We start from the raw sequence: 25,742 nt of genomic DNA, 5'->3' as shown, positions 1-25,742 counted from the left end.
GAGGACGACGATTGAACGTGTGAACCCGTGGCTAGCAGCCGTTTCGCCAGCAGCAGTCAGATCTTGCCGCTGGCTTCCGGAATGACCTTCGTCAGGCTGCCGGTTGCCGGGAAGAGCGGGATCAGGCAGGCCTGGAGTGCGTGGTAGATGTCGCCCTTGCCGGGGAAGATCGTGTGGGCGGGCTTGAGGTCTTCCGTCAGTTCCTCGTGCCAGCCGCCGTTCTTGTGGTCGAGGAAATTCCGGCCGATGACACCCCAGATCTTGCGGTAGCTTGCCTCGTGGAAATCGCTCGGATCATTCTCGTTGAGGAAGTGCGCCGCGCCCGCGCCCTCACAGGCCGGCCACCACAGCTTCTCGCGCTTTGCGGGGGTGTCGTTCCAGTCAAGCGTATAGAAGAAGCCGCCCTTGTCATTGTCCCAGCCCAGTGACATGGATTGTGCGAATAGAGCGCGCGCCGCATCCGGCATCCAGTCGTGGCGCTTGCCGCCGAGTGCCCAGAGCTGCAGCGTCAGCCGCGCCCATTCGAGCCAATGGCCCGGCGTCGTGCCTGACGGGCGGAACATCTCGTTGCCGCGATAATTCTTGTCGAGCACCCATTGTGCGTTGAAGTGCTCTGCGACGCGCCAATCGACCGAACCGGCGGAACGGCGGATGATGAGATCGGCGATGCTTTCGGCCTTGGTCAGATATTCCTTGTCGCCCGTCGCTTCAAAGGCCGCCATCAGGGCTTCGGTCAGGTGCATGTTGGAGTTCTGGCCGCGATAAGTGCCGCCGTCGATCGGCGACCAATCCTGATTGTATTCTTCCTTGATGGCGCCGTGCTCGGCTTCCCAGAACTTCGTGTTCAGGATCTCGGTGACGTCGGCGATCATTCCATCGGCGAGTGGATGGCCGACTGTTTTGGCGGAGGAGGCGGCGAGCAGCACGAAGGCATGGCCGTAGCCCTGCTTGCTCGAATCGACCTGCCCGTCATTGTTGCGCGACCAGCAATAGCCGCCGAACTTTTCATCGCGATGCTGGTTCCAGAGATAGGTCATGCCGTGATCGACGATTTCGTCGGCGCCGGGACGACCGAGCAGCGAGCCGACGGCGAAGCAGTGGATCATGCGGGCGGTGAGGTGGACGCTGCGAAGCGGATTGACGGCATCGAGCGGGTTGCCGACATCGTCCATGTCGTGAAAGCCACCCGTGGCGTTGACGCCGTTATACTGGAAGAAGTCGAAAAGTCCGTTCGCCTGATCGAGAAGCCAGCGGCGATGGTAGTCGCGCGTGGTCCAGTTTCCGAGTTTTGGCGATTCTGCTTCGAGATTCATGCTCATCCTCCGACTCCCTCCATAGGTTTGTTGCCATTTCTATATAGAGCGCCCGGTGGGATGTCACGGTCACGAAGGGCTTGTGATCGATAGATCGATGCATAGATATGTTGACATAAAGATATCTTTATGTGATTTGATTGCGAAGTCGCAATCAGGCTAAAGGAGTCCGCTCGTGTTCAATGATCTTTTTGGTTCGGAAGCGACGAAACGAGATGGAAGCGAAGTCTTCGCGGCGCTGCGGAAAGCGGCGAGCGAGCGCATTCTCGTTCTCGATGGCGCCATGGGCACGCAGATCCAGGGGCTCGGCTTCGACGAGGATCATTTCCTCGGCGACCGCTTCATCGGCTGTGCCTGCCACCAGAAGGGCAACAACGATCTTCTGATCCTCTCGCAGCCCAATGCGATCGAGGAAATCCACTACAAGTACCTGAAGGCCGGCGCCGATATCATCGAGACCAATACCTTTTCCTCGACGCGTATCGCGCAGGCCGACTATCAGATGGAAGGCGAGGTCTATGCGCTGAACAAGGAAGGCGCCGAAGTCGCGCGCCGCGCCGCTGTTCGCGCCGAGCGTGAGGACGGCAAGCGTCGGTTCGTTGCCGGCGCCATCGGGCCGACCAACCGGACGGCTTCAATTTCCCCTGACGTCAACAATCCAGGTTACCGTGCGGTGACATTCGACGATCTACGCATTGCCTATGGCGAGCAGATCGACGGCCTGATCGACGGCGGAGCCGACATCATCCTGATCGAGACGATCTTCGATACGCTGAATGCCAAGGCCGCGATCTTTGCCTGCGAGGAGCGTTTCGTGGCAAAGGGCGTTCGTCTTCCCGTGATGATCTCGGGCACGATCACCGACCTTTCCGGCCGCACGCTTTCCGGCCAGACTCCATCCGCATTCTGGAATGCCGTGCGCCATGCCAATCCATTCACGATCGGCCTCAACTGTGCGCTCGGCGCCAACGCTATGCGTCCGCACCTGCAGGAGCTTTCGGGCGCTGCTGATACTTTCGTCTGCGCCTATCCGAATGCCGGCCTGCCGAACGAATTCGGCCAGTATGATGAAACGCCTGAAATGATGGCAGCACAGGTCGAGGGCTTTGCCCGCGATGGCCTGGTCAATATTGTCGGCGGCTGCTGCGGTTCGACGCCTGAGCATATTGCCGCCATTGCCGCTGCAGTTTCGAAGTACAAGCCGCGCGAGTTGCCGGCACATCGGCCTTTCATGTCGCTTTCGGGTCTGGAACCCTTTGAGCTGACCAAGGAGATTCCCTTCGTCAATGTCGGCGAGCGCACCAATGTCACCGGTTCGGCACGCTTCCGCAAGCTGATCACCAATGCCGACTATACCGCGGCTCTCGCCGTCGCCCGCGACCAGGTCGAGAACGGCGCGCAGGTCATCGACATCAACATGGACGAAGGCCTGATCGACTCCGAAAAGGCGATGGTCGAGTTCCTGAACCTGATCGCAGCTGAGCCCGATATCGCTCGCGTGCCCGTCATGATCGATAGTTCGAAGTTCTCGATCATCGAGGCCGGTCTGAAATGTGTGCAGGGCAAGCCGATCGTCAACTCGATCTCGCTGAAGGAGGGTGAGGAGAATTTCCTCAAGCAGGCAAGGCTGTTGCATGCCTATGGCGCTGCCGTCGTCGTCATGGCCTTCGACGAGACCGGGCAGGCCGACACCTATCAGCGCAAGGTCGATATCTGCACGCGCGCCTACAAGCTGCTGACGGAGCAGACCGGCATCTCGCCCGAAGATATCATCTTCGATCCGAACATCTTTGCGGTCGCGACCGGCATCGAAGAGCATAACAATTACGGCGTCGACTTCATCGAGGCAACCCGGACGATCCGGCAGACCATGCCGCTCGTCCATATTTCCGGCGGCGTCTCAAACCTTTCCTTCTCCTTCCGCGGCAACGAGACCGTGCGCGAGGCGATGCATGCCGTGTTCCTCTATCACGCCATCCAGGCGGGCATGGACATGGGCATCGTCAACGCCGGCCAGCTTGCCGTCTACGACAATATCGATGCCGAACTGCGCGAGGCCTGCGAGGACGTTGTGCTGAACCGCCGATCCGACGCCACCGAGCGACTGCTCGAAGTCGCCGAACGCTTCCGCGGCGCGGGGGGCCGGGAAGCAAAGGTGCAGGATCTGGCATGGCGCGAATGGTCGGTCGAGAAGCGGCTAGAGCATGCGCTGGTCAATGGCATCACCGACTATATCGAGGCCGATACCGAAGAAGCCCGTCAGCAAGCGGAGCGCCCGCTGCATGTCATCGAGGGGCCGCTGATGGCCGGCATGAACGTCGTCGGTGATCTCTTCGGCTCCGGCAAGATGTTCCTGCCGCAGGTGGTCAAGTCGGCGCGCGTCATGAAGCAGGCGGTCGCCGTGCTGCTGCCCTTCATGGAAGAGGAGAAGCGTCTGAATGGCGGCGATGAGCGGAAGTCGGCCGGCAAGGTGCTGATGGCGACCGTCAAGGGCGATGTCCACGATATCGGCAAGAACATTGTCGGCGTCGTGCTCGCCTGCAACAATTACGAGATCATCGATCTCGGCGTCATGGTGCCGGCGACGAAGATCCTCGAAACCGCTGTAAAGGAGAAGGTCGATATCATCGGCCTGTCCGGCCTGATCACGCCGTCGCTCGACGAAATGGTGCATGTCGCATCCGAAATGGAGCGGCAGGGTTTTGATATCCCACTCCTGATCGGCGGCGCGACGACCAGTCGCGTCCACACGGCGGTCAAGATCAATCCGCGCTACGAAAAGGGCCAAACGGTCTACGTCACCGATGCCTCCCGCGCGGTCGGTGTCGTGTCGGCGCTGCTGTCGCCTGATGCCAAGCAGGGCTATGTCGAAACCGTCCGGGCCGAATATACCAAGGTCGCGACCGCCCATGCGAAAAGCGAAGCGGAGAAGGTACGCCTGCCGCTCGCCAGCGCCCGTGAGAATGCGGTCAAGATCGACTGGTCGGCTTACAAGCCCAAGGCTCCGGAATTTTTCGGCACCAAGGTCTTCGACGATTACGATCTGGCGGAACTCGCGAAATATATCGACTGGACGCCGTTCTTCCAGACTTGGGAGCTAAAGGGCCGGTTCCCGGCCATTCTCGAGGACGAGAAGCAGGGAGAGGCGGCGCGACAACTCTATGCCGACGCGCAGGCCATGCTCGAAAAAATCATTGCGGAAAAATGGTTCCGTCCCCGCGCAGTCATCGGCTTCTGGCCGGCGGGCGCCGTCGGCGACGACATCAAGCTGTTCACCGATGAAAGCCGCTCCGCCGAACTCGCCACCTTCTATACGCTGCGCCAGCAGATCGCCAAGCGCGAGGACCGGCCGAACGTGGCGCTCTCGGATTTCGTCGCTCCAGTCGCAAGCGGGGTGAAGGATTATGTCGGCGGTTTCGTCGTAACCTCGGGCATCGAGGAAATCGCCATTGCCGAACGCTTTGAACGGGCGAACGACGATTACTCCTCGATCCTCGTCAAGGCGCTCTCAGACCGCTTCGCCGAGGCGCTTGCCGAGCGCATGCACGAGCGTGTGCGCCGCGAGTTCTGGGGCTATGCCAGGGACGAGCACCTCTCGAACGAGGAACTGGTGTCTGAAGCCTATGCCGGCATTCGCCCGGCACCCGGCTATCCCGCGCAGCCCGATCACACCGAAAAGGAAACGCTTTTCCGCCTGCTCGATGCGGAGGTGGCAACCGGCGTGAAGTTGACGGAAAGCTACGCCATGTGGCCTGGCTCATCGGTGTCGGGCATCTACATCGGCCATCCCGACGCCTACTACTTCGGCGTCGCCAAGGTGGAGCGGGATCAGGTGCAGGATTATGCGGAGCGCAAGGGTATGCCCGTCGAAGAGGTCGAGCGCTGGTTGGGTCCGGTGCTGAACTATGTGCCGACAAAGACCGCTGCAGCGGTCGACGATGCGGCGTGATTGCAGGGAATTTCCCTGACTTAGGGTTATAGATCGAGACGTAGTGCGGCTGGGAGATTGATTCATCTTCCGGCCGCAAGTGTTTGATCGGGAATCGGAATTTGCGCTGGAGATAATTTGCGCAGAGAGTAGATGGAAATGAACGCCCTTTGAATGTATATATGGCTAAGTTAGCCAAGGGGCCGCCGATGCAATTTACTGTACACGCCGCAAAAACAAATCTGTCGAAGCTAATCGACGCTGCGCTGTCCGGCGAAGAGGTTATCATTGCCAAGGGCAGCAAGCCTGTCGTGAAAATCGTTCCCATTGAACAGGCCTCGTTTAGGATCGGCATCCTCAAAGGTAAGCTTGCCGGAGAGGGGCCCGATTTCTTTGAGCCCATGCCAGAAGACGAACTTGCGCTTTGGGAAGGCGCCGAGTGAGCTCATTCCTACTGGACACACATGCCTGGGCATGGTCGCTAACGGGCGATGCGCGTCTTTCGCCGAGAGCGGTTGAACTCATCGAGGGGACTGAGAATGTTTTCGTCAGCCCAATTAGCCTGTTTGAAATCGGTCAGAAAGTGCGCATCGGCAAGTGGCCGGAGATGGCGCCCTTCGTTGACAGGTTGCCCGGGCTGCTTCAGGAGCAGGGCGGACGAATAGCTGCGATGACACCCGAAATATGTCTTGGCGCGTCGATGCTGACCTGGAACCATCGCGATCCTTTCGACCGGTTTCTAGCCGCTACCGCGATCGAAAACCGGATTGCGGTCATCTCGGCGGACGTGGTTTTCGATGGACTTGCCGACCATGATGGTTGGATCGCTCGGCTTTGGTGACCTCAGCTCGGCCCAATCGTCAATTCGGCGACAAAATCATAGGCATCGCCGCGATATAGCGAGCGGGTGAATTCCACCGCGCGGCCGGAGCCGAGGTAGGAGATGCGCTCGATCGAAAGGCCTGCGGCGCCGACCGGTACGCCGAGCAGGCCCGCGTCGGCTTCCTTCATATTCGTTGCGGAAATCCGCTGGACGGCACGAACGGGGCGAACCTGGCGTCGCTCCAGTTCGGCATAGAGCGAGCTTGTGACGGTCGACGGGTCGGGCAGGAATTCGCCGGAAACGCTGGCGTGTTCGATGGCGAGCGGCTGGTCGTCGGCGATGCGCAGACGGCTGAGGCGGGAGACCTTTGTGTCCGCCGCCAGTCCGAGAATCATCATTTCATCGGGCGAGGGGGTGTGGATGCCCTTGTGCAGCCATTCGGAGCGGGCCTTCATGCCGCGCCGCGCCATGTCTTCCGTGAACGAGGTCAGCTGCGAAAGCCGTTGCTCCACTTTCGACACTGGCTTGGTCACGAAGGTGCCGGAGCCGTGGCGGCGAACAAGGACGCCTTCGGCGACGAGGTCATCGATGGCTTTGCGCACGGTCACGCGGCTCACGGCGGCGTATTCTGCGATATCGCGTTCCGGTGGCAGCGCATCGCCGTGCTTCAGCGTTCCGGCCTTGACCGCGTCTTCCAGCGTTCGCCGCAGCTTGACGTAGAGCGGGCCGGTGCCACCAGCGAGGAGGCGCTCAGGAGAAAATATGTGGGTGAGGTCTTCGGTCATGCCCGGACCCCTTCTTCTCTGGCGAGATCGACCGCAAAGGCGACGGCGCCCTGCAAGGCGTCGCCCTTCGGCTCCGCCATCAGGGTCTGATGGCTGGTGGCGAGCCGCGACCTGTAGGCGCCGGCGAGACCGCCGAGAAGGCAGATCGCGCGGCACTCCGGCCAGAGCAGCGACTGGATCGTATCATCGATATCGCGCGCCGCCTTGCTGACAATGGCAAGCGCAACGGGATCGTTGCGTTCGGCATGGCCGAAAACGAGTGGGGCGTAGCGGGCGAAATCCTTGGGCTTCGATATGTGGGCGAACTCCACCACCTTTTGTGGATCATTGCTAAATTCAGCCATCACCAACGTCGTGACAGGCGTGGCGGGGTAAACGCCGTCATGGGCGAGGAGGGCGGCTTCCAGCAGATCGCGCCCGAGGCGCGCGCCGCTTGCCTGATCGCCGACCACGAAGCCCCATCCGCCGATCTCGGTCACCTTGCCATCACGTCGCGCGCTGTAGACCGAACCGGTGCCGAAAGCGCCGACGACACCGTCACCATCACCAAGGGCGCCCTGTAGCGCGATCAGCGAATCCGTGACGACGCGGCTTCTGGCGAAGGGAAGGGATGCCTGGATGCGGGCGCCATAGGGGCCGACATTGGCGCCCGCGACGCCCAGCACGACGCTTGCCTTGTCGATGTCGGATACGGGCAATCCGGCGCCTTGAAATGCTGCCTTGGCGGACTCGACGATATTGGCAAGGGCTCCTTCCGGATCAGACATGATGTTGGCGGCGCCGGCCTTGCCGGTGCCGAGAATATTGCCCGTTCTGTCTGCCACAGCGGCACGGCAGCTTGTCCCGCCGCCGTCGATGCCGATCGCGAACCCTGTCATCTGACCCTCCGGATGCCGTCAGTTCCCTTTTTTCTTTACAATACCAAAAAAATACCATTTACCAAGAGGTAGGCCCTGGCTTTATTTTTGCAGTTATCGTACTGTTTTTGCTGATGAAAATTTTTAAAGACGATTTTCTGGCGCCAAAAAGTTAAATTCGGCTGGACAATTGGTATTTTTTTGGCCTTAATTCTTCCCAAGGGAACAGTGCAGGCAAGCATCGGCGGAACCGGCAAAAAATAGCCGGAAGGCCCTCGAAAAGATGGTGGACCTAGCCGTTGTCAGGTGAGCATGGATCTTTCGGGATGCCATCGCCATTGGTCGGCACGTATTGCTTCCCTGGAAAGAATTCCTTGCGCTCCGGCTGGGATGCCGGCGTGCGAAGAGACGGGCGGCTTCGGGAAGAGAGCCCAAGCGCCCTTGCGCATTCGGAGCCGGCAAGATTGGCGGCTCCGCTGGGGCGTTGGGTGTTTCCTCAGGCACGCCAATTGCTTGTTTCAGACCGAGAACAGCGCTTTCGAGCGCGTAAACAAGGAGAGGGAAATGAAAAATACTGTTCTGAAAAGCTTGCTCCTCGCATCCAGCCTTCTGGCAACGGGTGGCTTTGCTCATGCGGCCGACGTAACGCTGAACGTCGAAAGCTGGCGCAATGACGACCTGCAGATCTGGCAGCAGAAGATCATCCCGGCTTTCGAAGCCAAGAACCCGGGCATCAAGATCACTTTCTCGCCGACTGCACCGACCGAATATGACGCTGCAACCGACGCAAAGCTTGCTGCTGGTTCGGCAGGCGACATCATCACCTGCCGCCCGTTCGACAAGTCGCTCGGCCTTTTCAAGGCTGGCAACCTGACGAGCCTCAACGACCTGCCGGGTATGGAGAACTTCTCAGCTGTCGCCAAGGCCGCCTGGACCACCGACGATGGCAAGACGACCTTCTGCGTGCCGATGGCTTCGGTCATCCACGGCTTCATCTACAACAAGGACGCTTTCGACAAGCTCGGCATCAAGGTACCGACGACCCGCGACGAGTTCTTCGCAGCGCTCGACAAGATCAAGGCTGACGGCACCTACATCCCGCTGGCCATGGGCACGAAGGATCTCTGGGAAGCCGCAACCATGGGCTACCAGAACATCGGCCCGAACTACTGGAAGGGCGAAGATGGCCGCAAGGCTCTGATCGACGGCAAGCAGAAGCTGACGGATGCCGATTGGGTCGCTCCCTACCAGGAACTCGCCAAGTGGAAGCCCTACCTTGGTGACGGCTTCGAAGCACAGTCCTACTCGGACAGCCAGAACCTCTTCACGCTCGGCCGCGCTGCCATCTATCCGGCCGGTTCTTGGGAAATCGCGCTGTTCAACAGCCAGGCTCAGTTCAAGATGGGCGCCTTCCCGCCGCCGGTCGCCAAAGCTGGTGACACCGCCTACATCTCCGACCATCCGGATATCGGCGTCGGCATGAACGCAAAGACCACGCATCCGGAAGAAGCCAAGAAGTTCCTCACCTGGGTTGCCTCGCCGGAATTCGCTGAAATCTACGCGAACTCGCTGCCGGGCTTCTTCAGCCTGAACTCCAAGGACGTGAAGATGGCCGATCCGCTCGCTCAGGAATTCGTTTCCTGGCGCAAGGATCACCAGTCGACGGTCCGCTCGACCTATCAGATCCTGTCGCGCGGCACGCCGAACCTTGAAAACGTAACGTGGACCGAATCCGCGAACGTCATCAATGGCACGGATACGCCGGATGCTGCTGCCAAGAAGCTGCAGGACGGTCTCGACAGCTGGTACAAGCCGGGCAAGTAAGCCTCAATGACAGAGGGCGGCGCGTTATCGTCGCCCTCTATCCTGTGTTCGTCACAGACATTCCGTCATGCGAACGAAGTCTTCGCATGAAAGAGTCTCCCGCTGCTGCACAAGCATTATCCGATTCCTGATGCGTCCAGACCATGTCGTGGGCAGGGATGGGGAGAGAACGAAGCCAAAGCGAGCCTGAACCAATGACCGATACGACATCGGCGAATGTTACTCCGATCAAGCGCCCGGTGCGGTGGCATATCGGCGTCTTTCTCCTGCCGGCCTTCCTCGTCTACACGGCGATCATGATCCTGCCGCTGATCGAAACGCTCAGGCTTTCCTTCTATAATGTCGTGGATGGTGCTCCGGCCTTCGTCGGCTTTGCCAACTACAAAGTGCTGTTCGGGGATCCGCGCTGGGGGCATGATTTCTGGAATGCCTTCCGCAACAACCTCATCTTCTTCGCCGTTCATATGTGCGTGCAGAACCCGATCGGAATTGCGCTGGCGGCGCTGCTGTCGACGCCGAAGCTGCGTTTCGTTTCGTTTTATCGCACCGCGATTTTCCTGCCCACGCTGCTGTCGTTCGTCATCGTCGGCTTCATCTGGAAGCTGATCCTTTCGCCGATCTGGGGCGTCGCGCCCGGCCTTATGAGCATGGTGGGCCTGCGATCCCTGTTCGAGCCATGGCTCGGCAAGACCGATACCGCGCTGGTCACGGTGTCGCTGATTTCGAACTGGCAGTATATCGGCATTCCAATGATGCTGATTTACGCCGCGCTACTCAGCATTCCGGAAGAGGTGATCGAGGCTGCGGAATGTGACGGCATCACCGGATGGTCGCAGTTCTGGAAGATCAAGCTGCCACTGATCCTGCCGGCGATCGGCATCATTTCGATCCTGACTTTCGTCGGCAATTTCAACGCGTTCGACCTGATCTACACGGTCCAGGGTGCGCTTGCCGGCCCTGACGGAGCGACGGACATTCTCGGCACCTTCCTTTACCGCACCTTCTTCGGTTTCCAGCTGCAGATGGGGGACCGCTCGATGGGAGCGACTGTCGCGACGGTCATGTTCCTGATCATTCTCGCTGGCGTTTCGCTCTATCTTTTCACGATCCAACGGCGCATGCGCCGCTACCAATTCTGAGGAGTGCTGCCCATGTCGAAAGCACGCACATCCCCGTTCCGCACCGGCTTCGTGCATCTGGCGCTGCTGGCTTATACGCTGATCGCTCTCTTTCCCGTCTTTCTGACGATCGTGAATTCGTTCAAGGACCGCGGCGCCATCTTCCGTTCGCCGCTGTCGGTGCCCACGCCGTCGACTTTCAGTCTCATTGGCTACCAGACGGTGTTGGGGCAGGGTAATTTCGCTCTCTATTTCCAGAACAGCTTCGTCGTCACAATCGTCTCGATCTTTCTCGTGCTGCTCTTTGGAGCCATGGCGGCCTTCGCGCTCTCCGAATATCGCTTTCGCGGTAACACCTTGACTGGTCTCTACATGGCGATCGGCATCATGATCCCGATCCGTCTCGGCACGGTCGCTATCCTGCAAGGGATGGTCGCGGCGCATCTCGTCAATACACTGACGGCATTGATCCTCGTCTATACGGCTCAAGGGTTGCCGCTTGCGATCTTCATCCTGTCGGAGTTCATGCGCACCGTGTCGGACGATCTGAAGAATGCAGGCCGCATCGACGGGCTCTCGGAATATGCGATCTTCTTCCGCTTGGTGCTGCCGCTCGTTCGGCCAGCCATGGCAACCGTGGCCGTATTCACTATGATCCCGATCTGGAACGACCTCTGGTTCCCGTTGATTCTCGCGCCCTCGGAAGCCACCAAGACGGTAACGCTTGGGTCGCAGATCTTCATCGGCCAGTTCGTGACCAACTGGAACGCAGTGCTTGCGGCGCTGTCGCTAGCGATCCTGCCGATCCTCGTCCTCTATGTCATCTTCTCGCGGCAGCTTATCCGCGGCATCACATCGGGAGCCGTCAAATGAGTTCCTCTGACAAGCCAATCCGCGTTCTCGTTGCCGGTCTCGGCAATATGGGGCGCAGCCATGCGCTCGCCTATCACAACAATCCGGGCTTCGACATCGTCGGCCTTGTCAATCGCTCGAAACCGCGATTGGCGGAAGAGCTCAACGGCTATACGATCCATCCGGATTTCGAGACGGCGCTGAAAGAGTTAAAGCCGGACCTCTGCTCGATCTGTACCTATTCGGATAGCCATGCCGATTATGCTGTCATGGCTTTCGAGGCGGGCTGTGATGTGTTCATCGAAAAGCCGCTGGCAACGACTGTGGCCGATGCCGAGCGTGTCGTCGCCTCGGCGAAAAAGGCGGGACGCAAGCTGGTCGTCGGCTACATCCTGCGCCACCATCCGTCCTGGGTGCGGCTGATCGCTGAAGCCCGCAAGCTGGGCGGCCCCTACGTCTTCCGCATGAACCTCAACCAGCAGTCCAGCGGCCCGACTTGGGAGACGCACAAGGCACTCCTGCAGACCACGCCGCCGATCGTGGATTGCGGTGTGCACTATGTCGACGTCATGTGCCAGATCACCGACGCCCGGGCGGTTGAGGTGCGTGGCATGGGGCTTCGCCTCTCGAACGAAATCGCGCCTGACATGTACAATTACGGCCATCTGCAGGTTCTCTATGAGGATGGCTCGGTTGGCTGGTATGAGGCTGCCTGGGGACCGATGATCTCCGAGACGGCTTTCTTCGTGAAGGACGTCATGTCGCCGAACGGTGCCGTTTCGATCGTCATGGACCCGAATGCAAAGTCCGACGATATCGATACACACACCAAGACATCGGTGATCCGACTGCACAATGCCGAGACTGGTCCCGATGGCAAGTTCATTCGCCCCGACCAGGATCTGAAGATGGATGGCGAGCCCGGCCATCAGGAGCTTTGCGACCTGGAGCAGGCCTATGTGCTGAAGGCCATCCGTGACGATATCGACCTGACGCGCCATATGGACGACGCCGTCCAATCGCTGCGCATCTGCCTTGCCGCGGACGAAAGCGTTCGCACTGGCAAGCCTATCTATTTGTAAGGATCAGAGACTGTGGGATCGCTTCAACTGAAATCCATCCGCAAGGCCTATGGCAACCACGAGGTGCTCAAGGGCATCGACCTTGAGGTGAAGGACGGTGAGTTCGTCATCTTCGTCGGTCCTTCGGGCTGCGGAAAGTCGACCCTGCTGCGCAGCATCGCCGGGCTGGAGGACGTCACCTCAGGGGCAGTTGCCATCAATGGCAAGGACGTGACCCTTGCACCGCCGGCCAAGCGCGGCATTGCCATGGTGTTCCAGTCCTACGCGCTCTATCCGCACCTGACCGTCAAGGACAATATGGGGCTTGGCCTGAAGCAGGCCGGTACCGCAAAGGACGAGATCGAGCGTCGAGTGGACAAGGCATCGGGCATGCTGTCGCTCGGGCCGTATCTTGCGCGCCGCCCCGCCGAGCTCTCCGGTGGCCAGCGCCAACGCGTTGCAATCGGCCGCGCCATCGTCCGCGAACCGGACCTCTTCCTGTTCGATGAGCCGCTGTCGAACCTCGACGCGGCGTTGCGCGTCCAGACGCGCCTTGAGATCGCCCGCCTGCACCGCAGCCTCAAGGCGACGATGATCTACGTCACCCACGACCAGGTCGAGGCGATGACGCTGGCCGACAAGATCGTGGTCCTGAACGCCGGTGCGATCGAGCAGATCGGCTCGCCGATGGAACTCTACAATCGTCCGGCCAATGTTTTCGTTGCCGGCTTCATCGGTTCACCGCAGATGAATTTCATTCCGGCTGAAAAGCTCGGTGACACTTCGGCCAAGACGATAGGTATTCGGCCCGAGCACATTACGCTCTCGCGCGATCAGGGAATGTGGTCCGCCAAGGTCGTCCATGTCGAACATCTGGGCGCCGACACGATCATCTACCTCGAATCGGAACATACCGGGCTTCTGACCGTACGTCTCTTCGGCGAGCACAAGTACGAGCCGGACGACGTGGTATACGCAACGCCGGACGGGAGTCACATGCATCGCTTCGATGCCAATGATCAGGCGATCAGGAACTGATCGTCCAACAGCTCCAAAGCAGAACTGCCCCGCCTTAGTGCGGGGCTTTTTTTGCCGCCGGCAAGCCTGGCCGCATCTCAATCCCACTCGACATCCCTGATATAGCGCGCCGGATTGCCAGCCCAGAGGGTGCCCGGCGGTATATCCTTGGTCACGACGGAGCCGGCGCCGATCACGCAGCCGTCGCCGATCGTCACGCCCGGCAGGATCGTCACCCGCGCGGCGATCCAGACGTGATTGCCGATGACGATCTTCTTCGGCCGCGGTTTGCTGCCCGTTATCCTATGGTGATTCTGGTCGAGCATATAGAGCTGCGGGCCGATGACCACGTCGTCGCCGATGGTCAGCTCTCCCGCGATGGAGATACGGGCCTCGTTGTTGATATAGCCGCTGCCGAGCTTTATCCGCGCGCCTTCGCCCACCCCGAAGATGCTGCCCGAATAGATCTGGAAGTCGCCCTTTACGGAGACTTCGGAAGCTTTGCGGATGAGGATGTTGGATTGCAGTGGGAGGGCGGTTCCCCACTGGATGCCGAACCAGAGATGGCCGGGGCCGGTTATTTTTCCATCGAGAATGGCGGTCGTCTTGCGGCCGAGCGTCAGGCCCTTGGGAGACGTCAGGCGTCTGAACAGTGCTCTCATTATATATCCGTTATGGCTGAAAACCTTGAGGAAATGGAGCGGGCACGCGGACAATCAAGCCGGGAAAATTGGCGGTATTGCGCTCTCCGCTATTCTTAATTCGATTTCACATGAAATAGTCTGGTCGTCCGGACGAATTCATGTGACTGTCATAGTCTGCCGCTAGGTTTGCTGCATCAACTCGAACGGAGAGCATCATGACGGACGCAGCCAATACCTATACCACCTGGCACACCGAACCGCAGGGCGACGCACGGATGGCGGAATCCCACAGCCGCTACTGGCGGCATTTCATCGAGACGATCCCTGAGCGGGATTTCGCGGCGAAAACCGTTCTCGACTTCGGTTGCAATCGCGGCGGCTTCCTCCAGCTTCTGCACGGGATCCGGCCGTTTCGCCGCGGCGTCGGTATCGACATCGCATCGGAATCGGTTGCCGTTGCCGAAGCGAACAAGGGAAACCTGCCGGTTCAATTTCATGTCACGACCGATCTCTCGCCATGGGCGGACAGTTTTGATGTCGCCTTCAGCTACGAGGTCGTCTATCTGCTGCCCGAGTTGCGCCGCCATACCGAACAGATGTTTCAGGTGATGCGCAATGGCGGGGTCTACTATGCCGTCACGGGTTGCCATACGGAAAACCCGCTTTGGCCCAAATGGCGCGAACTGATCGGCGGAAACAGCAACGCTCCGGTGCAGGACTATTCGCCCGAAGATTATATCACTGCCTTCGTGGCTGCCGGCTTTGACGTATCGGTCAAGCGTTTCGGCTACGATGGCTTTGTGACCGCCTCGAAGGACCGCAAATATTATCCGAGCATCCTGGATGCGCTTGCCTATCCGGCTGAATATAAGCTGCTTTTCAGGCTCGAAAAACGCGTGTGAGTGGTTTGAATATGGTGGATCGCAAGAGCGGAAGCGCATTGTGGCATCAGATTGGGGAGGTTCTGGCGGCGGAGATTGCCGCCGGAACGCTTTCGCCCGGCGAGCAGCTGCCGACGGAGCCACAGCTGATGGAGCGTTTCGGCGTCAGCCGCTTCACTGTGCGTCAAGCGCTGGGACATCTGGAAACACGAGGACTGGTGCGCGCGGAGCAGGGGCGGGGAACCTTCGTCCACAAGGGCGCGCTGGACTATACGCTGTCGAGGAAGACGCGCTTCTCCAGAAACCTGATCGAGCAGGGGTTCGAGCCGGGCGGCGAGTTGCTGCTGCACGCGGTTATTCCTGCGCCGACTGAAGTGGCGTTTCGGCTGAGGATTGCGGAGGGCACGCCTGTCATTCACCGTCGCGGCGTCATGACGGCTGACGGGATGCCTGTCGAGCTGGGCAATACCTTCTATCCCGCTGACCGGTTTCCCGATTTCGAGCGGGTCAGGCGGGAAAATCCGACCATTTCCGCGTCACTCGCGGTCTACGGCATAACCGATTACGATCGTCAGTCGACTGAGATCGAAGCGCGGATGCCCGATGCGGAGGAGGCGCGGTTGCTACGGCAGCCGAAATCGTCCCCTGTTCTCGTCGTGCTCAAGGTCGATGCCGACAAGAATGGGCAGCCGATCGCCTATTCGGAAGGGCTGTGGGTGGCCGAGCGCGTCACGTTCAAGCTCGATTTCGGCTGATGCGGTCATGCTTGCCGCAGGCCAGCCTGGTTTATGGGGCGGAAAGCGGCGCGGATGACCTCCGCCATGCTCTCGACAGCGGGGTTGGAGTGATAGGCATTGCGGCGCAGGACGACGCGGGAGGAATCGATCGGCGGGAAACCGTCCTCGATTGTCAGCTCGCGGCAATCCGGCGGGATATTGCTGCGCGACAGCGGTGCGATGGCAAGCCCTGCGGTGACCGCGATCTTCAGGCCGCCGCTGGTGTCGCAGCTATAGGCGATGCGATAGGGCAGGCTGTGCTGTTCGAGCGAACGGATGGCAAACTCCGTGCACCAACTCGAACGGCCATAGACGGCGATCGGCATCGGGTTTCGCTCATGCAGGCGATGAACCGTGGAGGTGACCCAGACGGTCGGGTCGATGAAGAGCACTTCGCCGTGGACCTGTGCACTCCAGTCGAACACGACGGCCAGATCGAGGCGGTCGTTTTCCAATGCGTCCATCTGCTGGGCCGTGTAGCCGCACATAACTGTTACGTCGACTGAAGGGTGGCTTTCGGCGAAGACCCCAAGTGCGCGAGGCAGGATGGTATGACCGTACTCCTCCGGGATCCCGATGCGCACTAGGCCATCAAGCGGCCTGCGCCGCATGGCGGCTGTCGTCTCGTCCATCAGGTCGACAATGCGGCGGGCATAGGGCAGGAGCTGCTTGCCGCTTTCCGTCAGCGCGACACCGCGCGGGCCGCGTTCGAAAAGCGGCTTGCCGACGCTTTCCTCCAGCCGCTTGAGCTGCAGGCTGACGGCAGATTGGGTCCGCCCGACATCGGAGGCGGCGCGGGTCACGTTGCCGGCTTCCGCGACGATCAGGAAGACCCGCAGCAAGTCGCTTTCCAGGGGAACATGCATTTGTGCCGCCATGAGTTTTCTCAATGGCAGGCATTGTCACTATTCGTTTGTGCAATGTCAAAGCGTGGATGACGATTGTGCCTGCAAGGGAGATCGACCATGCTGATGCTGAGCAGCAAGACGATGAGAGTGGAGCGGAGGACATGGGCTGAGCGTTGGCGTCAGTGGTGGACGGAGCGCAGGGCGCTTGAGGACGCTTTGCTGAGTCGAAACAAATACCTGCTGGATGATGCCGGCATTTCGCATGAGGAGGCGCGTGACAGTCTTAGTCTTTGGGTCTCGTTGAAACGCCTGCTCCGGCCGCCGGACGGGGGTCTCTAGGCAATCGGGATTTTGCCGCTTGCCGGCGTCTCACTCGATCGCCGCCCTTTGCCGTAAAGCCAAGAGCGGCGTCACTTGTGAAAGAGATTGTGCGTTACGCCGCGAATGTCAGGAACTTTGCGCGTTCGGTCAGGATCTGGCGGCAGGCGCTGGCGACTTCGCGGCCCTTGAGTACGAAGTGCTCCTTGAAGAAGTTGATGTGCGCTTCGCTTTCCTGGAAATGATGCGGCGTCAGCACCGCCGACAAGATCGGAATGCCGGTGTCGAGCTGTACGCGCATCATCGCTTCAAGGACGGTATCGGCCACGAATTCGTGGCGGTAGATGCCGCCATCGACGACGAATGCGCTGGCGACGATCGCAGCATAGCGACCGCTGCGGGCAAGCAGCTGAGCGTGCAAGGGGATCTCAAGTGCGCCGGGCACGTCGAAAACGTCGACCGCTGCCGCGCCCTCGGTTTGCTGCCATTCCGATATGAAACCTTCGACGCTCTGATCGACGATTTCGGAATGCCAGCGAGCGCGGATGATCGCAATGCGGCTTTGCTGAGGGGAAACGGAGATTGTCATGGTTCTTTGCCTTTCAAGGGTTTTCAAAACTATCCCTTGGGCGAACAGGCTTGACCAACCGGCACCCTTCACGCGTGAAGGTGGCTGATCCTGCGTGCTCTCTTCCATCCGGACTATACCGTCGGCTCCGGCCTCTCACCGGATCTGCTGACCCTTCCACCCTTGTGGGCAAAAGGCGCTCGCGGGCTCCGGGCCTTTCTGTTCGAAAACATGAGGCCCGATACCGCCGGTGGGGAATTTCACCCCGCCCTGAGAACGAGCAGACTATAGACTTAAGCAAATCAGGAAATCAAAGCAAAAACGCCGGGCTGATACCCGGCGTTTGAGAACAGTGTGTCGGTCTTTTCCGACCAATCCGAAAAATCAATCCTGGAGGACCAGAAGATCGGATGCGGAGAAGCGCAGCGTGACCTTTTCGCCGACGGACGGCGGCAGCAGGCCGGGGCTGTTGAACATGTCGAAAGAGATCGTGTTGCCGGCAACGTTCATGCGCGTGCGGATAACGGAGCCGAGGAAGTGGGCCGAGGAGACTTCGCCGGTCAGTGCGGTGTCGCCCTTTGCAGATTCAGCGAGCGAGCCGGCTTCGGGACGCAGCGCGAGCGAAACCTTGTCGCCCGGCTTGAAGGCGGTGACGGACTGCTTGAGCGTGATGTCCTGATCGCCGATCTTGATGCGGTTGGCATCGGGGTCAACGACGCTGCCCTCGATCATGTTCAGCGTGCCGACGAACGATGCAACGAAGCGCGTTGCCGGCGTGTTGTAGATTTCGAAGGGCGTGCCGATCTGATCGGCGCGACCGGCATTCATGACGACGATGCGGTCGGAGATCGACAGGGCTTCTTCCTGGTCGTGCGTCACGAAGACAGTGGTGATACCGAGCTTCTGTTGGATGGCGCGGATTTCTTCGCGCAGCGAAACGCGGATCTTGGCGTCCAGCGCCGAGAGCGGTTCGTCGAGCAGGAGAACCTGCGGCTTGACGGCAAGCGCGCGGGCGAGCGCTACGCGCTGCTGCTGGCCGCCCGACATCTGGTAGGGGTAGCGACCGGCCAGATGGTCGAGCTTGATCAGGCCGAGCATTTCCTTGACGCGGCCGTCGATCTCGTTCTTCGGCGCGCCGGCGACCTTGAGGCCGAAGGCGACGTTGTCGTGCACGGTCATGTTCGGGAAGAGGGCATAGGCCTGGAAGACCATGCCGATATTGCGCTGGTTCGGCTTCAGCGGGCGCTGGTCCTTGCCGGCGATCGTCAGCGTGCCGGCGGTCGGCGTTTCGAAGCCGGCGATCATGCGCAGCACGGTGGTCTTGCCGCAGCCCGACGGTCCGAGGAAGGAGATGAACTCGCCCTTCTCAATGTGCATGTTGAAGTCATGCACGACCTGGGTTTCGCCGAAGGATTTCTTGATGTGGGTCAGTTCGAGAAAAGCCATGGTACAAAACCTTACGCTTTAGCCGGAGCGGCATTCGTGAAACGGGAAACGAGCTGCAGGAGGCCCATGCTGAGCCAGGTCACTGCGAGGGCGATGATAGCGAGCGCCGAAGGCTCATAGGCCCTGTTGGCGCCGACAAGCTGCATGTAGGGGCCGAATGCCGGGCGGTTGAGCAGTGCCGCCATGGTGAATTCGCCCATGACGATCGCCAGCGTGATGAAGGCGCCGGAAAGGACACCGCTCATCACATTCGGGAAGATGCACCGAAACAGGATCGTCGTCCACTTTGCGCCGAGGCTTTCAGCTGCTTCCGTCAGCGTGCCGACGTCAATGGTGCGCATCGCGGTGTCGACGGAGCGGTACATATAGGGAAGCGACAGAACGATGTAGGAGCAGACGAGCAGGATGTTCGTCGTCAGGTCGTAGCCCGTCAGCGGCAGAATCGAGGACGAGTTATAGAGGCGCAGATAACCGAAGACGATGACGATGGCCGGAATGACGAGCGGCAGCAGCGTGACGAATTCTACGATCGGACGGAGCTGCGGCAGACGCAGGCGAACCCAATATGCCGTGGGTACGACGAGCAGCATACCGAAGATGATGGTGAGCAACGCCATCAGCATCGAGAAGCCGAAGGCGGTGAGGAAGTGGAGATCCGAGAAGACCGATACGTAGGCATCGAAGCTATAGACGCCACGGCGCATGCGGAGCGAGAACTCCAGCGTGCCGATGAGCGGCACGAGGAAGTAGATGGCACCGATGGCGACAGCAAGCCATGCGAAGAATTTTTGCAACTTCATTTTTGCCACCGTTCAGCGCGCATGCGCATGACAATATAGACGATGTTGGAGACGCCTGTGATCACGATCATGCCAAGTGCCATCGCGTAGCCGAGGTTGGCGTTGTGCAGCACGTCACCGCGGATCTGGGCGTAGAGCTGGATCGGCACGATGTTCAGCGAGCTACCGGTTAGCGCAATGGCCGTTGCGATGGCGCCGAAGGAATTGGCGAAAAGGAGCAGAGTGGTGCCGAGCAGGCTCGGCCACAGGATCGGCAGCGCGACCATTGTCCAGTACTGCTTGTTCGTGGCGCCGAGGATCGAGGCGGCCTCGCGCCATTCCTTCTTCATACCATCCAGTGCCGGCGTGATGATCAGCACCATTAGCGGGATCTGGAAGTACATGTAGGTGATGGTCAGGCCGAAGAAGGTCAGAAGGTTGAAACCGGTCGCGTAGAGATTGAAGTGGAAGAGGTTCATCAGGATGATGGTGATCAGACCCTGACGGCCGAGCGTGGCCACGAAGGAGAAGGCCAGCGGCACTCCAGCGAAGTTCGAAGCGACACCGGAGAAAGTCAGAAACACGTGGCGAAGCCAGGTGGGCAGGCCACCCATGACGAGCGCCCAGGCGAGGTAGAAGCCGAGCAGCGCGCCGCCCAGAGCCGACGCGACCGAAATCTTGATACTGATCAGGTAGGACGACATGATCGTATCGGTGAACAGACCTGCGATATTGTCGAAGGTAAAGGCGCCGTCAGGCGTCAGGAACGCGCCGGCAACCAGATAGATCGTGGGAAGAATGAGGAATAACAGCGCAAAGATGGTGAAGGGCGCAATGCCCAGCCAGTCGATGATCACCTTCTTGTTGAAGGTCGTCGCAGGTGCGGAAACCGCCGAAGTCGAAATGCTGCTCATGGAAAAGCCCAGCCATTCGTGCGTCTGAGTGAGGAAAGCTTCCCCGCCGTGTGACGGGGAAGCTTCTGGTCGCAGATTACTTTACGGCAGCGCCTACAACGCTGTCCCACTGCTTGCTGATGACAGAAGCGCCAGCGTTCTGTTCGTCGAGCGTCGGGAAGACAGCCTTTTCATAGGAAGCAGCCGGCGGCAGCTTGTCGAGAAGGTCCTGCGGGATCTTCTTGTTCTTGGCCAGATCATTGAAGCGGATCGGGTGGCAATAGCCCTTCAGCCAGCCAACCTGACCTTCGTCCGAGTACAGGTATTCCATCCAGAGCTTGGCAGCGTTCGGATGCGGAGCGAAAGCGGAGATCGCCTGAACGTAGACGCCAGCGAGAACGCCCGATGCCGGAACGGTAACTTCGAGCGGCGGGTTGCCCTTCAGGCTGTCGCGCCATGCGAGAGCGTTGTAGTCCCATGCGACGACGATCGGGGTCGAGCCCTGAGCCATCGAAGCGGACTTGCCGATGACCGGAACGAAGTTGCCAGCCTTGTTGAGGGCTGCGAAGTACTTCAGGCCGGCTTCGCCGATCTTTGCGCCATCCTTCTCACCAGCAGCGAGACCGGCTGCGTAAACAGCCTGGGTAGCCTGGTTGGAAACGCGCGGGTCGCCAGCGAGAGCAACGGTGTTGGCATAGTCAGACTTCTGGAGGTCTGCCCAGTCCTTCGGCGGATTCTTGACGATATCCGTGTTCACGGCAAAGGTCAGAACGCCGTAGTAGTCGCCGTACCAGTAGCCTTCGCCATCCTTGGCGCTATCAGGAATGGAGTCCCAGGTGGAGACCTTGTAAGGCTGCAGGAGACCGTCCTTCTTGGCGGTCGGGCCAAAGGAGAGACCAACGTCGATGACGTCAGGAGCCTGCGGGCCGGTGTTGCCCTTGTTGGCCTTGATGGCTTCAACTTCATCGCCCGAACCAGCATCCGGGTTCAGTTCGTTGACGGAGATGCCGTACTTGGCCTTGAAGCCTTCGATCAGGTCGCCGTAGCCGCACCAGTCGTGCGGAAGAGCGATCGTGGTCAGCGTGCCTTCCTTCTTGGCGGCAGCGATGAGATCGTCGCTCGGAGCAGCAGCGGCAATCGCGGACGAAGCCACGACCATCGCGGTGGTGAGCGAAAGGAGGCGATGAATTTTCGAGATCACTGTTGTTCTCCTTTGGTGTCAGTGTCTGACGTTGCTGTTAAAGACCTTAGATGAAGCTTGTGTGACACTTTCATGTAAGGTTTTTTCCAGAAAAGCCGGAGGTTTTACTTATATAAGCGAATTGTGACATCAGGTTTTTACATGAGCTCGATCCGCAGATCGGTGTCATGCCTGTTCCCTTGTCCCCACTAGCCAAGTTTGCTGAAAAGCTTGGTCTGCTCGAACAGGCCTTCCAGTGTTTTCATACGCTCGCTCGTCTCGTCCCAGGTTGAATTCTGGACAGCTTCGATCAGAGCTTCGACGATGAAAAGTGTGACAACCGATGAATCCCACGCTGAGGGCGCTTCGATTTGCACGCGAAACGTGTGTTTTGCGTATTTCGTCGCCGGGGTAGCCCATTGGTCGGTAAAAACGATGATTTCCGCGCCGCGTCGCTTCGCGGCGATCGCCAGGCTAACCATCTCCTGCTCGTAGCGCCTGATATCGAAGATTATCAGCACGTCTCCCGGGTTCATGTTCAAGACATATTGCGGCCAGGAGCTTGAATTGGACGAAAGCAGGGTTGTGTTCGGCCTGATAACCTGCATATGCGTGAAAAAATACTCGGCAAGCGCACCGGTAATACGTCCTCCTACAAAGTAGAGGCCGCGCTGCCGTTCCGACAGCAAGCTGGCGACACTATCGAAGGTTGCCGTATCGAGATTTGTTAGCGTTTGGCGTAGATTGCCCATGATGGCATCGGCAAAGCGGTTCAGGATATGGGTGCCCGGGGCATTCGAGGCCCAGCGGTCGTGCTTTGTCAGCGGGTTGGAAATGGTTGCTTCGACCTCCTGATGGAGGCGGGACTGAAATTCGGAATAGCCCTTGAAGCCGAGCTTCTGCACCATGCGTGCCACGGTCGGGGTAGAGACACGCGCGTTCTCGGCAACGGTCGTAATACTGCCCAGTCCGGAGACGGGGTAGTTATCGAGCAGGCTATGGGCCAGCTGCTTTTCCGCACGGGTCAGTGCCTCGAAACGGGCATGAATGACGTCCGAAACGGTCTTCGACGCATGGTCCACTCGATTTTTGCTCCCCGGGACGGTCTTTGCCTGTCTCCATAAGGATTTAACAACGCGGGAATATGACAAGTCAATGTCAAAAATGAAGAGAAAATTTCAGTTTCCGATTGACAGTGGCAGAAAGCTGAAGAATTCTTTTCTTATAAGCTTTTTATTAAGATTTCGGCGGAACGGCTTCGATGCTTGCACAGCAAGGCATATTGACGGAAGCGGATGGAGATTGCGTCGCGGTCGAGAGGCCGGATGGCAAGGGTTCCTTCTTTATCATATGTGAGCATGCGTCCCGAAGGCTTCCCGAGTTCTTCGGTGATCTCGGATTGACGAGCGAAGCTTTGTCGAGCCACATCGCCTGGGATCCGGGTGCCCTTTCAGTGGCAAGGCATATCTCGGCAAATCTGGATAGCACCCTGGTTTACCAGCGCTTCTCGCGATTGATCTATGACTGCAACCGCCCGCCGGAATCTCCGGCAGCAATGCCGGAGACCAGCGAGATCTACGCCATACCCGGCAACAGGGATTTGAAGGATACCGAGCGCCGCGAGCGGACCGAGGCGCTGTACACGCCCTTTCACGATCGCATTCGTGCGCTGCTTGCAGACCGGTCTGCGCGGGGGCAGGCGACGATGATCGTCACGATCCATAGCTTCACGCCTGTCTACCTGGGCAAATCCCGTGCCGTGGAACTTGGCATCCTGCACGACGAGGACAGCCGCCTGGCAGATCGCATGCTGTCGGCTGCAACGAAAGCGGCGGTCTATCGCACCGAGCGAAACGAGCCTTACGGGCCAAAGGACGGCGTCACCCATACGCTGAAACTGCATGGGATCGCCAACGGCCTGCATAACGTGATGATCGAGGTCCGCAACGACCTCATCGTAGACGAGGTCAGCCAAAGGGTCATGGCTGACTATCTGTCTGGGCTAATCCAGCAAAGTCTGGACGCCTGAAACCATAAAAAACGACCCGTGGGAGCAGTTCAACTGCGGTTATGTCGATCGGTAAATTCCGAGAGGCACTTGGCAACTGGGATCATCCGTAATTCCGCGGGTGATCGGCAAGAGGGGAATATCATGTCGGACTATACCGATCAGGATAAGAAGCAGGACGTGCAAGTCCTGCATTCCATGGGCTATGCCCAGGAACTAGAAAGACGCATGAGTTCGTTTTCGAACTTCGCAATCTCCTTCTCCATCATCTGCATTCTCTCCGGTGGTATCAATTCACTCGCGCAGGCAACATCAGGTGTCGGCGGTGCTGCTATCGGTATCGGTTGGCCGGTCGGCTGCATCATTTCGTTGTTCTTTGCGCTCGGCATGGCGCAGATTTCGTCGGCCTATCCTACGGCAGGCGGCCTTTACCACTGGAGTTCGATCCTTGGAACGCGCTTTACAGGCTGGCTGACGGCATGGCTAAACCTGCTCGGTCTCATCACCGTGCTTGGCGCAATCAACATCGGTACGGCTCTGTTCCTTGGCGGGACTTTTGGTGCCCAGCTCGGGATCGCTGATGCCAACGGCGTCGTTTCTCCGGGCATGCAGGTTGTGCTCGTCGTCATTTTCACGATCATTCAGGCGGCCATCAATCACTTCGGCATCGGGCTGACGGCGAAATTGACGGACTTTTCCGGCACTCTGATCCTCGTGACAGCCGCCGTGTTGACCGTAGCTTGCTTCTATTTCGCGCCGACTCATGATTTCTCGCGCCTATGGACGTTCACCAACTATTCCGGTGATGCAGGCGGCGCGGTTTGGCCTCAGTCCGACAGCATGTGGTACATTTTTGCGCTTGGCCTGCTGCTGCCGATCTATACGATCACCGGCTACGACGCCTCCGCGCATACATCCGAAGAAACCAAGAAGGCGGCGCTTTCCGTCCCGCGCTCGATGGTTTCGGCCGTTATCTGGTCGTCGCTGGCTGGCTGGGTCATGCTCTCGGCCTTCGTCATTGCCATTCCGGATATGGCTGCCGGCGCAAAGCAGGGCTGGAACGTGTTCTTCGCGACTATCAATGCCATCATGCCGGCATGGCTGGTGACTATTCTTTATGTCGCGATTTTCATTTCGCAGTTCCTGTGCGGCTTGGCGACTGTCACGTCGTGCTCGCGCATGATCTACGCCTTCTCGCGTGACGGGGGCGTTCCGGTCGGTTCCAAAATGCTTGCGAGCGTCAGCCCGAAATTCCGGACGCCGGTTGCAGCGATCTGGACGGGTGCCGTCCTCGAAAGCCTGTTCGTCTGGGGTGCACTTTTCATCTCCGTCGGTGAGGCAAGCCTCTACGTCACCGTGGTGAACGCGACACTGATCTTCCTGTTCCTCTCCTTCCTCTTCCCGATCGTGCTTGGCATCTTTGCCTACGGCACGAAGAAGTGGCCGGCTCCGGGACCTTGGAACCTCGGAGGCGGCGTCTACAAGGCCGTCGGCGTTCTCGCAACGCTCGGAATGATCCTGATCGTCTACATCGCCATCCAGCCGCCGAACGACAAGGTTTTCGGCGTAACGGTCGGCTTCATCATCCTCGCCGTCGTCATCTGGTTTGCCGTCGAGAACCGCCGCTTCCAGGGCCCGCCGATCGGCGATATGATCGCCAAGCGCAAGGCTGAGATTGCGGCGGCCGAGGCTGCAGTCGGTGAGACGACAGCAGTCACGGGGGCCGTTCCGGGCGAGTAAGTATCATCATCCGCTCCTAGCAGGGGGCCGCGTCGTGCGGCCCCTATCGGTGCAAGGCTTGGCCAGCGCTTCGGCGCCGGATA

The 25,742-nt window shown here is 59.4% G+C and carries 24 protein-coding genes and 1 riboswitch; of the genes, 13 read left to right on the top strand and 11 right to left on the bottom strand.

Annotated elements, in window-relative coordinates; genetic code table 11:
• Nucleotides 1-56 precede the first annotated feature (56 nt).
• A complete protein-coding gene (locus tag DTW90_RS01545; protein WP_149336121.1) occupies nt 57-1,313 on the bottom strand; it encodes an AGE family epimerase/isomerase in 1,257 nt (418 codons plus the stop codon).
• A 175-nt stretch (nt 1,314-1,488) separates the two neighbouring features.
• Here DTW90_RS01545 and metH point away from each other — a divergent pair, with 175 nt between their 5' ends.
• The 3 genes from metH to DTW90_RS01530 all read left to right on the top strand — a co-directional run bounded on the left by metH (nt 1,489) and on the right by DTW90_RS01530 (nt 6,082).
• Nucleotides 1,489-5,262 (top strand): methionine synthase, encoded by a 3,774-nt coding sequence (gene metH, locus DTW90_RS01540; protein WP_149336120.1) that lies wholly within the window; start codon nt 1,489-1,491, stop codon nt 5,260-5,262.
• A 188-nt stretch (nt 5,263-5,450) separates the two neighbouring features.
• A complete protein-coding gene (locus DTW90_RS01535) occupies nt 5,451-5,684 on the top strand; it encodes a type II toxin-antitoxin system prevent-host-death family antitoxin (RefSeq protein ID WP_149336993.1) in 234 nt (77 codons plus the stop codon).
• Entirely contained in the window at nt 5,681-6,082 is a 402-nt protein-coding gene (locus tag DTW90_RS01530; RefSeq protein WP_149336119.1) for a type II toxin-antitoxin system VapC family toxin, read from the top strand. Before DTW90_RS01535 ends, DTW90_RS01530 begins: the two co-directional genes overlap by 4 nt.
• A gap of 2 nt (nt 6,083-6,084) precedes the next feature.
• Here DTW90_RS01530 and DTW90_RS01525 read toward each other — a convergent pair whose 3' ends face one another.
• On the bottom strand, nt 6,085-6,849 hold the full coding sequence (locus DTW90_RS01525) for a GntR family transcriptional regulator (RefSeq protein WP_132519698.1): 765 nt from the start codon (nt 6,847-6,849) through the stop codon (nt 6,085-6,087).
• Complete coding sequence (locus tag DTW90_RS01520) at nt 6,846-7,727, bottom strand: N-acetylglucosamine kinase (RefSeq protein WP_149336118.1); 882 nt, start codon at nt 7,725-7,727, stop codon at nt 6,846-6,848. The genes DTW90_RS01525 and DTW90_RS01520 overlap by 4 nt, the downstream gene beginning before the upstream one ends.
• A gap of 543 nt (nt 7,728-8,270) precedes the next feature.
• Here DTW90_RS01520 and DTW90_RS01515 point away from each other — a divergent pair.
• The 5 genes from DTW90_RS01515 to DTW90_RS01495 all read left to right on the top strand — a co-directional run bounded on the left by DTW90_RS01515 (nt 8,271) and on the right by DTW90_RS01495 (nt 13,599).
• A complete protein-coding gene (locus tag DTW90_RS01515) occupies nt 8,271-9,530 on the top strand; it encodes an ABC transporter substrate-binding protein (RefSeq protein WP_132519704.1) in 1,260 nt (419 codons plus the stop codon).
• Nucleotides 9,531-9,724: 194 nt separating this feature from the next.
• A complete protein-coding gene (locus DTW90_RS01510; RefSeq protein WP_149336117.1) occupies nt 9,725-10,669 on the top strand; it encodes a sugar ABC transporter permease in 945 nt (314 codons plus the stop codon).
• Between the two features lie 12 nt (nt 10,670-10,681).
• Entirely contained in the window at nt 10,682-11,521 is an 840-nt protein-coding gene (locus DTW90_RS01505) for a carbohydrate ABC transporter permease (RefSeq protein ID WP_132519710.1), read from the top strand.
• A complete protein-coding gene (locus tag DTW90_RS01500; RefSeq protein ID WP_149336116.1) occupies nt 11,518-12,582 on the top strand; it encodes a Gfo/Idh/MocA family oxidoreductase in 1,065 nt (354 codons plus the stop codon). The genes DTW90_RS01505 and DTW90_RS01500 overlap by 4 nt, the downstream gene beginning before the upstream one ends.
• 12 nt (nt 12,583-12,594) lie before the next feature.
• Complete coding sequence (locus tag DTW90_RS01495; RefSeq protein ID WP_149336115.1) at nt 12,595-13,599, top strand: ATP-binding cassette domain-containing protein; 1,005 nt, start codon at nt 12,595-12,597, stop codon at nt 13,597-13,599.
• Nucleotides 13,600-13,676: 77 nt separating this feature from the next.
• On the opposite strand, the gene DTW90_RS01490 is transcribed toward DTW90_RS01495, so the two are convergent.
• Nucleotides 13,677-14,240 carry an acyltransferase gene (locus DTW90_RS01490; RefSeq protein WP_149336114.1) on the bottom strand — a complete coding sequence of 188 codons (564 nt, stop codon included), beginning with the start codon at nt 14,238-14,240 and terminating at the stop codon, nt 13,677-13,679.
• A gap of 197 nt (nt 14,241-14,437) precedes the next feature.
• On the opposite strand from DTW90_RS01490, the gene DTW90_RS01485 reads away from it, so the two are divergent.
• Nucleotides 14,438-15,124, top strand: a complete 687-nt coding sequence (locus DTW90_RS01485) for a class I SAM-dependent methyltransferase (RefSeq protein ID WP_149336113.1) — start codon at nt 14,438-14,440, stop codon at nt 15,122-15,124.
• On the top strand, nt 15,121-15,858 hold the full coding sequence (gene phnF / locus DTW90_RS01480; RefSeq protein ID WP_245512618.1) for a phosphonate metabolism transcriptional regulator PhnF: 738 nt from the start codon (nt 15,121-15,123) through the stop codon (nt 15,856-15,858). Before DTW90_RS01485 ends, phnF begins: the two co-directional genes overlap by 4 nt.
• Before the next feature lie 5 nt (nt 15,859-15,863).
• Here phnF and DTW90_RS01475 read toward each other — a convergent pair whose 3' ends face one another.
• On the bottom strand, nt 15,864-16,757 hold the full coding sequence (locus DTW90_RS01475) for a LysR substrate-binding domain-containing protein (protein ID WP_245512619.1): 894 nt from the start codon (nt 16,755-16,757) through the stop codon (nt 15,864-15,866).
• 87 nt (nt 16,758-16,844) lie between these two features.
• On the opposite strand from DTW90_RS01475, the gene DTW90_RS01470 reads away from it, so the two are divergent.
• Nucleotides 16,845-17,066, top strand: coding sequence for a hypothetical protein (locus DTW90_RS01470; protein ID WP_132519725.1), 222 nt, complete (start codon nt 16,845-16,847; stop codon nt 17,064-17,066).
• Nucleotides 17,067-17,160: 94 nt separating this feature from the next.
• On the opposite strand, the gene DTW90_RS01465 is transcribed toward DTW90_RS01470, so the two are convergent.
• The 6 genes from DTW90_RS01465 to DTW90_RS01440 form a co-directional block, all read right to left on the bottom strand.
• A complete protein-coding gene (locus DTW90_RS01465; RefSeq protein WP_132519728.1) occupies nt 17,161-17,634 on the bottom strand; it encodes a 6,7-dimethyl-8-ribityllumazine synthase in 474 nt (157 codons plus the stop codon).
• Between the two features lie 92 nt (nt 17,635-17,726).
• A riboswitch (FMN riboswitch) is annotated at nt 17,727-17,895 on the bottom strand.
• Between the two features lie 102 nt (nt 17,896-17,997).
• The gene (locus tag DTW90_RS01460; RefSeq protein ID WP_132519731.1) at nt 17,998-19,059 is read right to left on the bottom strand and encodes an ABC transporter ATP-binding protein; all 1,062 of its coding nucleotides are present in this window, start codon (nt 19,057-19,059) and stop codon (nt 17,998-18,000) included.
• A gap of 11 nt (nt 19,060-19,070) precedes the next feature.
• Nucleotides 19,071-19,859, bottom strand: a complete 789-nt coding sequence (locus DTW90_RS01455; RefSeq protein ID WP_132519734.1) for an ABC transporter permease — start codon at nt 19,857-19,859, stop codon at nt 19,071-19,073.
• Complete coding sequence (locus DTW90_RS01450; RefSeq protein ID WP_132519737.1) at nt 19,856-20,752, bottom strand: ABC transporter permease subunit; 897 nt, start codon at nt 20,750-20,752, stop codon at nt 19,856-19,858. Before DTW90_RS01450 ends, DTW90_RS01455 begins: the two co-directional genes overlap by 4 nt.
• 76 nt (nt 20,753-20,828) lie before the next feature.
• Complete coding sequence (locus tag DTW90_RS01445; protein WP_132519740.1) at nt 20,829-21,932, bottom strand: ABC transporter substrate-binding protein; 1,104 nt, start codon at nt 21,930-21,932, stop codon at nt 20,829-20,831.
• Between the two features lie 188 nt (nt 21,933-22,120).
• On the bottom strand, nt 22,121-22,993 hold the full coding sequence (locus DTW90_RS01440; RefSeq protein WP_132519743.1) for a MurR/RpiR family transcriptional regulator: 873 nt from the start codon (nt 22,991-22,993) through the stop codon (nt 22,121-22,123).
• Between the two features lie 179 nt (nt 22,994-23,172).
• Between DTW90_RS01440 and DTW90_RS01435 the strand changes: the two genes are divergently transcribed.
• Both DTW90_RS01435 and DTW90_RS01430 read left to right on the top strand, forming a co-directional pair.
• Nucleotides 23,173-23,940 (top strand): N-formylglutamate amidohydrolase, encoded by a 768-nt coding sequence (locus DTW90_RS01435; RefSeq protein WP_149336112.1) that lies wholly within the window; start codon nt 23,173-23,175, stop codon nt 23,938-23,940.
• 123 nt (nt 23,941-24,063) lie between these two features.
• A complete protein-coding gene (locus tag DTW90_RS01430) occupies nt 24,064-25,659 on the top strand; it encodes an amino acid permease (RefSeq protein ID WP_132519749.1) in 1,596 nt (531 codons plus the stop codon).
• Nucleotides 25,660-25,742 lie beyond the last annotated feature (83 nt).

The organism is Neorhizobium sp. P12A (assembly GCF_008365395.1).
In the GTDB taxonomy this organism is placed as follows: domain Bacteria; phylum Pseudomonadota; class Alphaproteobacteria; order Rhizobiales; family Rhizobiaceae; genus Rhizobium.
The sequence above is the reverse complement of the archived record's forward strand: the minus strand, read 5'-3'. Positions and strand labels throughout refer to the sequence as shown.